This window comes from Actinoalloteichus sp. GBA129-24, assembly GCF_001941645.1.
Taxonomy (GTDB): domain Bacteria; phylum Actinomycetota; class Actinomycetes; order Mycobacteriales; family Pseudonocardiaceae; genus Actinoalloteichus_A; species Actinoalloteichus_A fjordicus.
In genome coordinates, this window is the sequence record NZ_CP016077.1 from 3,722,370 (window position 1) to 3,737,924 (window position 15,555).

The following is a 15,555-nucleotide window of genomic DNA, read 5'->3' on the forward strand; positions in this document are numbered from 1 at the left end:
CCTCTACGATCTCTTGCGCATACTGGGACGAAGGGGGACGGCGGACTCCTCCGACCACGCAGCGAGCGCGGACACGGTCGGCAGGTCGAAGATCTTGCGGATGGGGATCTCGATCCCGATCTCGGCGCGGGCGCGGGTGATCAGCCGGGCGGCCAGCAGGGAATGCCCACCGAGCGTGAAGAAGCCGTCGTCGACGCCGACCCGGTCCAGGCCGAGAACCTCGGCGAACAGCATGGCCAGGGCCGCCTCGCGAGGGGTGCGGGGCGGCAGCAAGGCCGTGGCGGGCGTGACGTCCGGGACGGGCAGCCTTCCGTGGTCGAGCTTCCCGTTGGGAGACAGGGGCAGCCGGTCGAGCGACACGAAGGCGGCGGGGACCATGTAGTCCGGCAGCCGGTCCGCCAGGTGGTCGCGGAGCCGGGCCGGCTCCGGCGCGGTCTCGCCGGGGGCGGGGACGAGGTAGGCGGCCAGGTAGCGGGTGCCCGCGTTCTCCCTCGCCATGACCGCCGCCTGGGCGACGTGGGGATGGGCGGTCAGGGCGGCCTCGACCTCGCCGGGTTCGACGCGGTAGCCACGGATCTTGACCTGGGTGTCGATGCGGCCCAGGTGGTGCAGCTCGCCGTCGGCGGAGAGGCTGGCCAGGTCGCCGGTGCGGTACATGCGGGTGCCGGGGGGCCCGTAGGGGTCGGCGACGAAGCGCTCGGCGGTCAGCGCGGCCTGGCCCTGGTAGCCGCGTCCGGCCCCGGCCAGGTAGAGCTCGCCGGGCGTGCCCAGCGGCAGCAGGGTGAGGTCTGGACCGAGGACGTAGGCGCGGACCCCCGGGAAGGGCCTGCCGATGGGCACGTCGGTGTCGTAGGCCTCGTCGGCGCGCAGCAGGTGGGCGGTGGCGTAGAACGTCTCGCTGGGGCCGTAGCTGTTGATGACCCGGGCGTCCGGCCAGAGCGTGCGCACCCGCTTCGCCAGGGCCGGGGTCAGCACCTCCCCGGAGATGTTCAGCGCCGTGGGGCGTATGCGGTCGCCGAGCTGGCCGACGAGCTCGGCGAAGGCCGCCGGCACCGAGCAGATGACGTCGACCTTCCACGTGTCGCGTTCGACCAGCTCCAGCACGTCGCGCACGATCTCGACGCTGCCGCCGGTGGTGAGCGCGGCGAACAGCTCGAAGGTAGCGACGTCGAACCCGAACGAGGCGGCGAGCAGCATCCTCGCGCCCGCGGTCATCCCGGCGTGCGCGACCATGGTGTCAACGGCGCTGATGACGGTGGCGTGGGTGATGCCGATGCCCTTGGGCACGCCGGTCGAGCCGGAGGTGTAGACGACGAAGGCGAGGTTGTCGGGTCCGGCCGCGTGCCGTGCCCCGGCAGCCGTGGCGGCCACGCGGTCGATGTCGTCCAGCACGAGGACCGGGACATCGGTGGCGGGGACGAGCGCGCGGGTGTCGGCGTCCGCGAGGACGAGGTGCGGCCGGGCGCCGGTGAGCACGTGCGGGAGGCGGCTGCGGGCGTAGGCGGGGTCCACGGGCAGGTAGGCGCCGCCAGCCTTGAGCACGCCCAGCAGGGCCACGACCATGGTCGTGGTGCGTGGCAGGACCACGCTCACCACGGTCTCCGGGCCCACGCCGAGTGCGGCCAGGCTCGCCGCGAGCCGTTCGGCTTCGGCGTCCACCTCGGCGTACGTGAGCGACTCGCTCCCGGCGACCACGGCGACCGCGTCCGGGGTCAGCGCCGTCTGTGCCTCGACGCGCGCGGTGAGCGTGGCGCCGGCGGACGGGGCGGCCGGGTGGTCGAACTCGTGCAGCATCCAGTCGCGCTCGGCCGGCTCCAGGATGTCGAGCCGCGCGACCCTCAGGTCGAGGCCGGCCGCCATCTGCCTCAGTATGCGGACGAGGCGCGTCGCGTACTCCTGCGCCGTGTTCCGGTCGACGACGTCCGGCGCGTACTGGAGGACGAGTTCGAGGTGCGAGCCGATCCCCGCCGCCAGGCACAGTGGGTAGTTGTTGCCAGCGAACGGGCGGAAGTCGGTGAACGTCATTCCGTCCGCGGCATCGCTGGCGGCGCTGAGGCCCTCGCGGTCGATGGGGTACGACTCGAAGACGACCAGCGTGTCGAAGAGGGACTGCATGCCGGTGGCCTGCTGGATCTCCGCGAGCCCGTGGTGGTGGTGCTCCGCGAGGGCTGCCTGCCGGCTCTGTAGCCGGGTGACGACGTCGGCGAGGGTGTCGGCCGGCGCGTGTTCGACACGCACGGGAACGGTGTTGATGAACATCCCGACCATCGACTCGACGTCTGCCACCGCTGGTGGGCGACCCGAGACGGTGGCGCCGAACACCACGTCTTGGCGGCCGGTGAGCCGGCTGAGCAGCAGCGCCCAGGCGCCCTGGACCAGGCTGTTGACGGTGATGCCGAGCTCCGCGGCACGCAGGCTGAGCTCCCGGGCCTCGTCGGGCGGCAACGTGATGTCGACCTGGTCGCGGCCCTCGCCGTCCGCACCCGCGGATCCGGAGGTGAGCAGGGTCGGCCCCTCGAGCCCTTCGAGCTCGGCCGCCCACACCCGTGCCGCCTCCTCCTGGTCCTGCCTGCCGAGCCAGGCGAGGAACTCGCCGTACTCGCCGGCCCTGGGCAGACCGGCCGGGTCGCCGTCGGAGGCGTAGAGGAACAGCAGGTCCCGCATCAGCAACGGGGTGGACCAGCCGTCGAACAGCATGTGGTGGAAGGTCAGCACGAGCTCGGCCCGGTCGGGCCCGAGGTCGGCGAGGGCCAGCCTCATGAGGGGCGCGGTGCTCGCGTCGAAGTAGTCGGTCCGGTTCTGCGCGAGGAACCGCTCCCACGTCTCGGTGCGCACCGGCTCGTCGACCGCGCCGAGGTCGAGGTGCCGCCACGGCAGGGTCACGGTCTCCGGTACCACCTGCACGACGTCTCCGTCCGCCCGGTCGACGAACGCCGCGCGGAGGCAGGCGTAGCGCGCCAACAGGGCCTGTCCGGCCCGGCGCATCCGCTCCGGGTCGGCCTTTCCGGACAGCTCGAACACCATCTGGATGTGGTAGGGGTCGTGTGCCGCTCCGCCCAACCTCGCGTGGAACAGGATCCCGGACTGCGCCGGAGTCATCGGCCACACCTGCGCCAGCCTGCCGAAGCGGGCCTCCCAGGCGTCGATCTCCTCCTGGCTCACCGGGACCAGCGGTGCGTCGCTGGGGGTCAGCCCACCCGCGTCGGAGGTGGTGGCGTGCCGCGCCAGCGCGGTCAGCGCGTCCACCCACAGCCCGGCCAGCTTGCTCACCTCGTCCCGGGACAGCACGCCGGTGGGGAAGCCGAAGTAGGCGGTCAGCTCGTCTCCGCCGGGAGTGGCGACGGCCACGGCGTTGATCTCCAGCGCCGACAGCACCGGCATGTCCTCGTCCGGCGCGGCGATCAGCTCCGGGTGTGCGGTGTCCGGGGCCCAGCCCAGTCCGCGCAGCTCGCCGGGAATGTCCGCGCCGGAGGCCTTGCCGAGGTAGTTGAACCCGATCCGCGGCTGCCGCTCCTTCGCGAGGACGGCGGCGGTCTCGCTGTTGAGGTGACGCAGTAGGCCGTAGCCGATGCCGTTGTCCGGCATCGCCCGCAGCTGCTCCTTCACCGCCTTGATAGCCTGCCCGGCGGCCGGTGCGCCCGCGAACGCCGCCGCCACGTCGATGCCGACCATGTCCAGGCGTACGGGGAACATCGCGGTGAACCAGCCGACCGTGCCCGACAGGTCCGCGCCGGGCACCAGGTTCTCTTCTCTGCCGTGCCCTTCCAGCCGGACCAGCGTCGAGGACTCGGGCACGCCTCGCGTCCCACGCCAGCGTGCGATGGCGAGGGCGAGCCCGGTCAGGAGTCCGTCGTCGACACTGCCCCGGAACACCGTCGGCACCGTGTTCAGCAGGATCTCCGTGACGTCCGCCGGTACCCGGACGCGGACCGTGTCCACGGTCGCCGCGACGTCGCGCGCCGGGTCCGGGTCCCGCGCGCCCAACACCGGCTCCTCGCCGGCCAGGACCCGTTGCCACGCGGGCAGTTCCGCGACCCGCGCCGGGGTGGCCGCCTCGTCGGACATGGCGTGCGCCCACCGCCGCAACGAGGTACCCACGCCCGCCTGCGCCGGGGTGGCGCCGTCGCGGACCCGCCGCCAGGCCGAGACCAGGTCGGGAACCAGGATCCGCCACGACACCCCGTCGACGACCAGGTGGTGCAACACGGTCAGCAGTCGGTCCGCGCCCGTGTCGGAGGTGAACCAGACGAACTGCGCCATGACGCCGTTGTCCGGGTCGAGGCGGGCCGCGGCCGCGTCCAGCTCGGCGTGCACGTCGGCGTCGCGGTAGCCGACCTCCCGCACCAGCGCGCGTGCGTCCACACTGCCGACCGGCCCCATCCACAGGCCCAGCCGCTTCCGGTCGAGCCGGGAGCGCAGTACGTCGTGCCGGTCGAGCACGGCCTGCACCGTGGCGACCAGCTCGGCACGGTCGATGCCCTCGGGCAGCGTCAGCATGGCGGACATGCAGTACCGGCCGATGCCACCGCCGAGTGCGAGCACGTGCGCCGCCGTCGGCGGCAGCGGGGCCCAGCCGACGCCGCCACCCGGCAGCTCGGCCAAGGTCACGCGCTCCTCTTCCGCACGTCCCTCGACCAGCTCGGCCAGCCGGGCGGCCGTGCGGTGCTCGAAGATCTCCCGCGTGCTGATGCCGACCCCACGCGCCCTGGCACGCGCGACGACCTGGATGGAACGAATGCTGTCCCCGCCGATGGCGAAGAAGTCGTCGTCGATGCCCACCTGCTGTGCGTCGAGCACATCGGTGTACACCTCGGCCAGGACCCGCTCCGCAGCACCGCGGGGTGCCCGGTACTCGGGGCCGCCGAGCTTCGGCTCGGGTAGCGCGGCCCGGTCCAGTTTCCCGGCCACGGTCAGCGGCAGCCGGTCGAGGACCACGAACAGGGTGGGCACCATGTAGTCCGGCAGCCGCTCGGCCACGAACCGCCGCAGGTCCGCCACCGGCACACTCGCAGCCGGTCCCGCGCCGCCGTCCGCGGTGTCGGCAGGCGCCACGTAGCCGACGAGCCGAGCGCTGCCGGTGTGGTCCTCGCGCACCGTGACCGCTGCCTGAGCGACGGCGGGGTGCTGTGCGACGACGGTCTCGACCTCGTTCGGCTCGATCCGGATGCCGTTCACCTTCACCTGCGCGTCGGCCCGTCCGGCGTACCTCAGTCCGCCGTCCTCGTTCCACCTGGCCAGGTCGCCGGTGCGGTACATGCGCGCACCGGCGGGGCCGAAGGGGCAGGCGACGAACCGCTCCGCGGTGGCTCCGCCGCTGTGGTGATAGCCGCGGGAGAGCAGACCTCCGACGTACAGTTCGCCGATCACTCCGGGCGGGACCGGTGCGAGCTCCGGACCCAGGACGTGAGCACGCATGTTGGCCAGGGGCCGTCCGACCGGTATCGGTCCGGTCCCGGCGGGCTGCCTCGGCAGCGTGTACGTCGAGGCGTAGAAGCTCTCGGTCTGCCCGTAGGCGTTGACGACCCGCACACCGGGTAGGACGTCGTGAACCTTGCGGACCAGCTCGGCCGACAGCACCTCACCGGCGAGGACGACGGTCTCCACGTCGAGGTCGAGGCTGCCCTGGCCGCCGGTGAGCTGGTCGAGCAGTGCGGAGAACACCGAGGGCACGGCGCTGATGGTGGTGCCCGACCACTCGGCGCGTTCGGCGATTTCGAGCACGTCGCGCACGATCTCCACGCTCGCCCCGGTGGTGAGCGCGGTGAAGATCTCGAACACCGAGACGTCGAAGTTCACCGAGCTCGCGGCCAGCATCCGGGACCCCGCAACGATGTCCAGCCGCTGCCGCAGGTCGCGTACACCGTTGACCACGCTCGCGTGGGTGATGGCGACGCCCTTGGGGATCCCGGTCGACCCCGACGTGAACATCACGTACGCGAGGTTGTCCGGCCTGACGCCGACGTTGGCAGCCCTTTCAGCGGGGCCGTCCAGGTCCACGTCGTCCAGGTGCAGGACCGGTGGCCGGCACCCGGCCACCGTCGCCGCGGTTCGCCGGTCGGTCAGCACCAGCGCGGGAGCGGCCGTGTCGAGCAGGATGCCGACGCGCGCCGACGGGTAGTCGGGGTCGACCGGCAGGTAGGCGCCGCCTGCCTTGAGCACGGCCAGGAGCGCGACCACCAGGTCCGCGCAGCGCGGCAGGGCCACGGCCGTCAGGACATCCGGCCCGACGCCGCGGTCCCGCAGTATCTCGGCCAGCCGGCAGGCACGGGCGTCCAGCTCACGGTAGGAGAGCGTCGTTTCCCCGGACACCGCGGTCGCGTCCGGTGTGCGCACCACCTGGGCGGCGACCAGCTCCGGCAGTGTGGCCGCGGGCACCGGTGCCGTGGTCTCGTTCAGCTGTGCCAGCCGGTCCCGCTCGGCGCCGGTGAGCACGTCCACACCCCGCAGCCGTGTCCCCGGGTCGGCGACCACCTGCCGCAGCACGCGCACGTAGCGCTCGGCGACGCTCTGCGCCGTGGTGTGGTCGAACAGTTCGGTCGCGTACTCGAGGCGTCCGTAGGCGCCACCCGACGCGACCGGGATGATGTTGAAGATCAGGTCGAACTTGGCGGTGCCCGCGCTCGCGGCGAGGGGCGTGACCCGCAGCCGGGGCATCTCGATCCGCGACCACTCGAACTGCCAGGCCAGCATCACCTGGAACAGCGGCTGGTACGAGGTGGTGCGTTCCGGGCCGAGCAGCTCCACCAGGCGCTCGAACGGCACGTCCTGGTTGTCGTACGCCGCCAGGGCCCGGTCGCGCACCTGCTCGAGCAACTCGCCGAACGACGGGTTCCCAGACAGGTCGACGCGCAGCACCCAGGTGTTGGCGAAGAACCCGATCAGGTCGTCGAGCTGCTCGTCGGCGCGCCCCTCGATCGGGCTGCCGATCGTCAGGTCGTTGCAGGCGCCGAGGTGGTGCAGGAGCACCGCGAGCGCGGCCTGCGCGATCATCGGGGGCGTGGCACCGCTCACCGCGGCGAGCTTCCTCAGCCCGTCGAGCAGCTCGGGTTCCAGCTCGAAGTCGGCGTGGCCGCCGCGGTGGTCGGCCGCCGTCGGCCTGGGCCGGTCCAGGGGCAGCTGCACCGGCTGCGGTACCCCGGCCAGCTCCCGCCGCCAGTAGTCCAGCTGCCTGGCCGCGATGCTGTCCTGGTCCGCCTCGTCTCCGAGCAGCTGCCGCTGCCACAGCGTGTAGTCCTTGTACTGCACGGGAAGCGGCGCCCAGTCCGGCGCCCTGCCCTCGTGGCGGGCCGAGTAGCCGGTCACCAGGTCCCTGAGGAACGCCCCCATCGACGTCCCGTCCGCGGCGATGTGATGGAACACGAACACCAGGACGTGCTCCAGGGGACCGGTCCGGAGCACCGTCGTCCGCAGGGGGAGGTCGGTCTCGAGGTGGAACGTCTCGGACGCGGCCTCGTGCATCGCGGCGTCCACCGCGTCCTCGGCCACGTCGACCAGGCGCAGCGGGAGGACCGCTTCCGTCGAGGACAGGATCCGCTGCTCCGGCATGCCGTCTGCGTCCTCCGCGACGAGGGTACGCAGGCTCTCGTGCCGGGCCGCGATGTCCTGTACCGCCGCGGTCAGTGCCTCGGTGTCCAGCGGCCCGTCCAGGCGGATCGCGAACGGGATGTTGTAGGTGGCGGACGGCCCTTCCAGGCGGTAGAGGAACCACAGCCGGCTCTGGGCAAAGGACAACGGGATCATCGACGCCTCTCCTATCCGGTCATCCGCCGCACCTGGGGGCGGTTCGATGTGGCCAGTTCCTTCAGCTGGACCGACAGCTGGGCGACGGTCGGATTGCGGAAGATCGTCGTGACGTTCACGTCGACGTTGAACTCGCCGCGTATGCGGCCGACCAGCCGGGTGGCCAACAGCGAATGCCCGCCGTGGGAGAAGAAGTCGATGTCGATGCCGACCTTTTCCACTCCGAGCAGCTCGGCGAACAACCGGCAGAGGACTTCTTCGTCGTGGTTGCGCGGTCCTCGTCCCGCGGCGGCCGCTGCGTGCCCGGGGTCGGGGAGCGCGGCCCGGTCGAGTTTCCCGCTCGGTGTCGTGGGAAGCTCGGCGATCGGCACGATCGCCGAGGGAACCATGTACTCCGGCAGCCGCCCCCTGAGCAGGTCCGTCAGGGACTCGACGTCCACACCGGCCGGGTCCGCCCCGGCGCCCGGCACCACGTAGGCGACGAGGCGTTGGTCGCCCCGCCTCTTCTCCCGCACGACCACCGCGGCCTGCGCCACAGCGGGATGCCCGGTGAGCACGTTCTCGATCTCCCCGAGCTCGATACGCAGCCCGCGGACCTTGACCTGGAAGTCGGTGCGCCCGAGGTACTCGAGCTGGCCGTCGTCGTTCCACCGCACCACGTCCCCGGTGCGATACATCCGTGTGCCGGGCTCGCCGTGTGGGCAGGCGACGAACCGCTGCGAGGTCAACCCGGTCTGCCCGAGGTAGCCCCTGGCGAGCCCGGTCCCGGCCAGGTACAGCTCGCCGGTGACACCGGGCACGACCGGACGCAGTGCCCCGTCGAGCACGTAAACTTGGGTGTTCCAGATCGGTGTGCCGATCGGCACCCGGTCCGCACCCGGCACGTGCTGCCAGCCCGTCACCTCGACCGAGGCCTCGGTCGGGCCGTACAGGTTGTGCACACCGCAGCCGGGCAGCAGATCGGTGACGTTGTTCGCCAACGCGGCCGGGAACGCCTCGCCCGCCACCTCTATCCAGCGAAGGCTGGTGCACTTCCTCGCCGTCGCTTCGGCGACGAACGCCTCGAGCAGGGAGGGCACGAAGTCGGCGCCGGTCACCCGCTCCCGCCGGATCAGCTCGGCCAGGTAGGCGGGGTCCCTGCGCCCGTCCGGACGCGCGACCACGACCGCCGCACCCACCTGCAGCGGCGCGAACAGCTCCGGCACGGACACGTCGAAGCTCGCCGTCGTGCTCAGTAGCACCCGGTCCTGCGGCGTGACGTCGAAGTGCGCCAGCCCCCACTCGATCCTGTTCATGATCGACCGGTGCGACACCTGCACACCCTTGGGGCCGCCAGTCGAGCCCGAGGTGTAGATGACGTAGGCGGTATTGTCCGACGATAACACACGTTCCGGATTCGTCTCCGGGTACCCGGACACCTCCGGGAGCGCCTCCTCGAGCGTCAGCAGGGGCCGTGCGCTGTCCACCAGCCGCCGCACCCGGTCCTCCGGCAGCTCGGTGTCCACCGGCAGATAGGCGGCGCCGGCCTTCACCACCGCGTAGATCGCCACCATCAGCTCGACGGAACGGGGGATGCGCACCGCGACGACCTTTTCGGGGCCCGCACCCTGTTCGACCAGCCAGTGCGCCAGCCGGTTGGCACGCCGGTTGAACTCCGAGTAGCTCAACGTCTCCTGCTCGCCGATCACGGCGATCCGCTCGGGTGAGCGCCCCACCTCGGCCTCGAACGCATCCGGCAGCGTGACCTCAGCCACCGGATGTGCCGTGTCGTTGACCCCCCGCAGCAACCACTCGCGCTCGTCGGCCGACAGCACGTCGATCGCACTGACTGGTGTCCTCGGGTCGGCCGCCAGCTGCTCCAGCACACACACGAGCCGGGTGGCGACGGCCTGCACCGCCGGACGGTCGTAGATGTTGTCCGGGTAGTCGAGGGAGAGCCGCAGATTGGGGTCCGAGGCGTTGAGGGTGAGTGGGTAGTGCGAGCCGGCGAACGGTCGGATGGCGTCGATCGTGAGCCCCGCCGCGTCGTTCGCGCCGGTGATGCCCTCCCGGTCGACCGGGTAGTTCTCGAACACGACGATCGTGTCGAACAGGGCGGGCAGTCCCGTTCCCCGCTGGATGTCGGCCAGCCCGTAGTAGTGGTGGTCGAGCAGCGCGACCTGCCGGTTCTGCAGCTCGGTGAGGACATCGCCAACGCTGCTCTCCGGCCAGCAGAACACCCTGATCGGCAGCGTGTTGATGAACAGCCCGACCATCTCCTCCGAACCGGGGAGATCCGCCGGGCGGCCGTTGACGGCGGCGCCGACCACCACGTCCTGCTGCCCGGTCAGCTTCGAGAGCAGGACCGCCCACGCCCCCTGCAGGAGCGTGTTCAACGTGACCCCGAGTTCCGCGGCGCGCCGGGCCAGCTCACGCCCCTTGTCCATCGACAGCGGTACCTCGATCCGCCCGAGAGCGGACGCCTTCTCCCTCAGCGCGGTGTCCGGGGCCACGAGCGTCGGCTGGTCGAACCCGGCGAGCTCGGCCTGCCACCTGGCGGCCGTCGCCTCCCGGTCCCGAGTGGACAGCCAGGCCAGGTAGTCACCGTAGCCGCGAACCGGAGCGAGCTCGTGGGTCCCGGAGTACAGCAGGATTAGGTCCCTGAACACCAACGGCGACGACCAGCCGTCGAGCACGGTGTGGTGCGCCGTCATGACGAGCTTGGCCTGCCTCGGCCCGTAGGTGAGCACGGCCATGCGCAACAACGGCGGCCGGGTGGGGTCCAGCCGGTCGGCCCGGTCCTCGGCGAGGACCTTGTCGAGCACCGCGTCCTGCTCGGCGCCGCCGCGACCGGTCAGATCGATGTGCCGCCACGGCAGGGCGACGTGCTCGGGTACGACCTGCACCGCGTCGCCGTCGGCTGCCGTGAGGAACGCGGCACGCAGGTTCGGATACCGGTCGAGCAGCGCCTCCCCCGCCGACCGCATGCGCGCCGGGTCCACCTGCCCGGACAGGTGCAGCACGAACTGCATGTGGTAGACGTCGAAGGAGCCGTCCGCGACCGCGGCCTGGAACTGGATCCCGGTCTGTCCCGGGGCCTGCGGCCACACCTGCGCCAGCCGGCCGTAGCGCTCCTCCCATGCCTCGATCTCGTCCTGCCGCACAGAGACCAGCGGAGCGTCCGAGGGCGTGAGCCCTCCGGCGTCCAGGCGAGAGCCGTAGGCGGCCATGCCGCGCAGCACCTCGACCCACAGCTCGGCCAGCTCGGCGGTCCGCTCGCGGGACAGCAACCCGGAGGCGAACATGAAGGCCGCGTGCAGCTGGGTGCCGGCGGAGGTGTCCGCGGCGACCGCGCCGACCTCCAGCGCGGACAGCGCGGGCAGGTCCGGGTCGGGCGCCGGGATCAGGTCGGTGGACCAGAACGCCGGTCCCCACCCGTCCGCGCGCAGATCTTCCGGGACGTCGGCGTCGGAGACACGGCCGAGGTAGTTGAAGCCGAGCTGCGGCGCCGGGTAGTCGGCGAGCTGCGTGGCGGTGTCCGGGTTCAGGTAGCGCAGCAGTCCGTATCCCACACCCTTGTCCGGGATCCCGCGGAGCTGCTCCTTGACCAGCTTGATCGCCTTCCCGGCCGACGGGCCCCCGGCCAGCACGTCAGCCAGGTCCACCCCGCGCACGTCGACCCGGACCGGGTACATGCTGGTGAACCACCCGACGGTCCGGGAGAGGTCGGCCCCGGGGACGACGTCCTCCTCACGGCCGTGCCCCTCCAACCTGACCAGGGTCGAGCCGTCCGCACCGCGCCACCGGTCCACCGCCAGAGCGAGCGCGGCGAGCAGGACATCGGTCGCGGTGCCGTTGAACGCCGAGGGGAGCCGGGTCAGCACCACCTCGGTGATCTCGGCGGGCACACGTATCAGCAAGGTCTCGACCGTGGACATCACGTCCACCGCCGGGTCGAACCGCCGCGTGCCCAGAGGGGGGTTCGACGCCTCCAGTATGTCCCGCCAGTACGCCAGCTCCGCTTCCCGCTCCGGGGAGAACGCCTCGGTCCGCAGTGCCGCCGCCCAGCGGCGCGCCGACGTCCCGACAGTGGGCAGCTCGGGCGTCCGGCCGGAGCGGACCTGCCGCCACGCCTGCGCGAGGTCCGACATGAGGATGCGCCAGGAGACACCGTCCACCACCAGGTGGTGCAGCACCACGAGCAGCCTGCCCTCGGCCGACTCCGGGGCGAACCAGACGACGGCCGCCATCCTCCCGGCTTCCGGGTCGAGGCGCCCGGTCGCGTCGTCCAGCTCCGCCTTCGCCGCCTCCGACGAGGACGGCTCGTCCCACCGGCCGTCGCAGGGGACCCGGTGGACCAGGTCCGCCGCCCGCACGGTGCCCGCCGGACGTACCTCGAGGAACCGCTCGTCCCCGGACACCAGCCGCGCACGTAGGAGGTCGTGCCGGTCGAGCACGGCGTCCAGCGTCGCGGCCAGGCCGTCCGCGTCGATGTCCCTGGGCAGCTCCAGCGTCATCGCCATGGCGAACCGGGTCGTCCCGCAGCCGTGCTCGAACACCTGCCGCGCCACCGGCTGCAACGGCATGGGGCCGATGCCGCCGCCCTCGTCCTCGGCGAGCGTCGGCACCGCGTCCTCGCGGGCGGCGGCCACCTCGGCCAGCCGGGCCGCGGTGCGGCACTCGAAGATCTCGCGTGTGGTGAGCGTCAGGCCCCGCGCCCTCGCCCGCGCCACCACCTGGAGTGATCGCAGGCTGTCCCCGCCCACCGCGAAGAAGTCGTCGTCGACGCCGACCCGCTCCACACCGAGCACGTCCGCGTACGCCGCAGCGATGACCGCCTCGGCTTCGGTGCGTGGCGCCCGGTAGGTCTCGGGGACGAAATCCGGTTCGGGCAGCGCCGAGCGGTCCAGTTTGCCGGTCGGCCCGAGCGGTATCCGGCCGATGGCCACGAAGGCAGACGGCACCTTGTAGTCGGGCAGCCGGGCCGCGACGAACTTGCGCAGCTCGGCGGCCGAGGCACCGGCCTGGATGTCGACGTCGACGATCCCACCCGCGCCGTCGTCCCCGCCGGAGTCCATGCCAGCGTGCACGACGTACGCGACGAGCCTGCGGCCGCCCGACGGCACCTCCTGGCTGACCACCACCGCCTCGCTGATCCCGGGGTGCAGCACGCACGTCGCCTCGACCTCGGCGGTCTCGATGCGGAAGCCGCGCACCTTCACCTGGCCGTCGCTCCTGCCGACGCACTCCAGCCTGCCGTTCGCGTTCCAGCGGGCCAGGTCGCCAGTGCGGTACATCCGCTCGCCCGGGGGACCGAACGGGTTCGCCGAGTACCGCTCGGCGGTCAGGCCCGGGCGGCCGTGGTAGCCGCGGCCGAGGCAGGTCCCGGCCACGTACAGCTCACCGGTGACGCCCTGTGGCACCGGGGCGAGTCCCGGGCCCAGCACGTACGCACGCATGTTCCCCAGCGGGATCCCGATCGGCACGACCTCGCCGTCCACCCATTCCTCGCTCGCCGCGAGGGAGAACGCGGAGACGTAGAAGCTCTCGCTCTGTCCGTAGCCGTTCACGACCTGCACCCCGGGCAGGGTTTCTCGCAGCTGCTGCACCAGTCGGGCCGGAAGCACCTCACCCGCCAGGACGACCGCGCGCAGATCGGGCACCTTCCCCAGGTGCCCCAGCAGTTCCCCGAACACCGAGGGGACCGCGCTGATCACGTGGCCGTCCCAGCCGTCCCGCTCGCCGAGCGCGAGCGCGTTCGGCAGCAGCTCGACCGTGCCGCCGGTGGACAGGGTGGTCAGCAGCTCGAAGACCGAGACGTCGAAGTCCACCGAGGTGGCGGCCGACATCCGCCAACCGGGAGGCGCGTCCAGGACGCGCACCAGCTCCCGAACCCCGTTGACGACGTTGCGATGGGTGATCGCCGCGCCCTTCGGCCGCCCCGTCGAGCCGGAGGTGTACATCACGTACGCCAGGGCATCCGGAGCCGGCCGCGTGCTCCGGTCCGCGGCGGTCGGCGTTCCCCGGGGCGGATCCCAGTCCGCGGCGCGGTCGAGGTCGACGATCTCGATGTCGTCGCGCGGCAGGGCCTGCCAGGTGTCGGTGTCCGTGACAGCGAACCGCGGGGCCGCTTCCGCGAGCACCGTCGCTGCCCGCCCGGCGAGATACCTCGGGTCCATGGGCAGGTAGGCGGCACCGGACTTGAGGATCCCGAGCAGGCCTGCCACCAGGTTCTCCGTGCGCGGCAACGCGAGCACCACCAGGTCCTCGGGGCAGGCGCCGCGGCGGACCAGCTCGCGGGCGACGCGGTTCGCCGCGTCGTCGAGCTCCCGGTAGGTCAGCGTCCGGTCCTCGCACACGAGGGCGGGGGCGTCTGGCGTCCTGGCGACCTGGGCCTCGAACAGCTCCGGGATCGTCAGGTCGGACACCGTGGTCGCGGTGTCGTTGAACCGCACGACCAACCGGTCCCGCTCGATCGCGTCGAGCGCGTCGATGCCGCCGATCCTGCTCCCGGGGTCAGCCACGAGCCTGCCGAGGATGCGGACGAAGCGCCGCGCCAGCCCTTCGACCGTCCCCTCGTCGAACAGGTCGGTCGCGTACTCCAGCCGGCACTCCGCCGCGCCCGACGCGTTCGGGACCAGGTCGAAGAACAGGTCGAACTTGGCCGTTCCGGTTTCGAGCCGCTCGGCCTGGACCTCGAAGCCGGGGATGTCCGGCTCCGGCACCGGCGGCTGCCAGGAGAGCATCACCTGGAAGAGCGGGTGGTAGGCGGTGGACCGGTCCGGGTTGAGCAGCTCGACGAGCCGCTCGAACGGCAGGTCCTGGTTGTCGTACGCGGCCAGGGACCGCTCCCGGACCCGCTGGAGCAGCTCCCGGCAGGTGGGGTTCCACGACAGGTCGACACGCAGCACCCAGGTGTTGACGAAGAACCCGACGAGGTCCCGCAGCTGTTCGTCGGTGCGGCCCGCGATCGGGGCGCCGATCGGCACGTCGTCACCGCAGCCGAGGTGGTACAGCAGCACCGCCAGCGCGGCGTGCATGACCATCGAGGCGGTGACGTCCTCGTGCGCCGACAGCTTCTCCACCGACCGGAGCAGGTCGGGGCCGAGCGAGAACCGGACCACGTCGCCCCGGCGGCTCAGCTCCCTCGGGCGTGGGCGGTCGGTGGGAACGGCAAGCGGCTGTGCCAGACCGGACAGGGTCTGCCGCCAGTAGGCCAGCTGCTCGGCTGCCAGACTGGCCGGGTCGGACTCGTCGCCGAGCACGTCCTGGTGCCAGAGGGCGTAGTCGGCGTACTGCACCGGCAGCGGCTCCCACGCCGGCGCCCTGCCCCGGCAGCGTGCCGCGAACGCCACGGTCAGGTCGCGCAGCAGCGGCCCCATGGACTCCCCGTCCAGGGCGATGTGGTGCACCACCAGCACGAGGGTGTGCTCGCGCGGCCCGCACCGCACGAGCCTGGCGCGGACCGGGATGTCGGCGGCCAGGTCGAAGGAGGCGGTGGCCGTCTCCCGCAGCACCGCCGCCCGCTCCTCCTCGCGCGTGGCCTCGACGACGGGCAGCTCGAAACCGGCCTCCCCCAGCAGCAGCACGCGCTGGTGCGGGAGACCGTCGTCGTCCTCGACGATCACGGTGCGGAGCACCTCGTGCCTGCCGATGACATCGTGGAACGCCGACTCCAGCGCACTGACGCTCAGGTCACCGGTCAGCCGCAGGGCGGAAGCGCTGTTGTACGTCGGCGACGGCCCCTCGAACCGGTCCGTGAACCACAGCCGGCGCTGCGCGAATGACAACGGGATCAAGGTGTCTCCAAATCCGCTGAACGAGCGAGCCGCACCA

General features: G+C 72.1%; 2 protein-coding genes. Both read right to left on the reverse strand.

The annotated features are described in order from the left end of the window. Nucleotides 1-3 precede the first annotated feature (3 nt). Complete coding sequence (locus tag UA75_RS16730) at nt 4-7,740, reverse strand: non-ribosomal peptide synthetase (RefSeq protein WP_075741038.1); 7,737 nt, start codon at nt 7,738-7,740, stop codon at nt 4-6. A gap of 11 nt (nt 7,741-7,751) precedes the next feature. Then, nucleotides 7,752-15,518: a non-ribosomal peptide synthetase gene (locus UA75_RS16735; RefSeq protein ID WP_075741039.1), complete on the reverse strand. Its 7,767-nt coding sequence runs from the start codon at nt 15,516-15,518 to the stop codon at nt 7,752-7,754. Nucleotides 15,519-15,555: the final 37 nt, after the last annotated feature.

Excerpts from the sequence above, each read along its gene's own strand:
- UA75_RS16730 (WP_075741038.1), bottom strand. The coding sequence starts at position 7,740 with ATGATCCCGTTGTCCTTTGCCCAGAGCCGGCTGTGGTTCCTCTACCGC.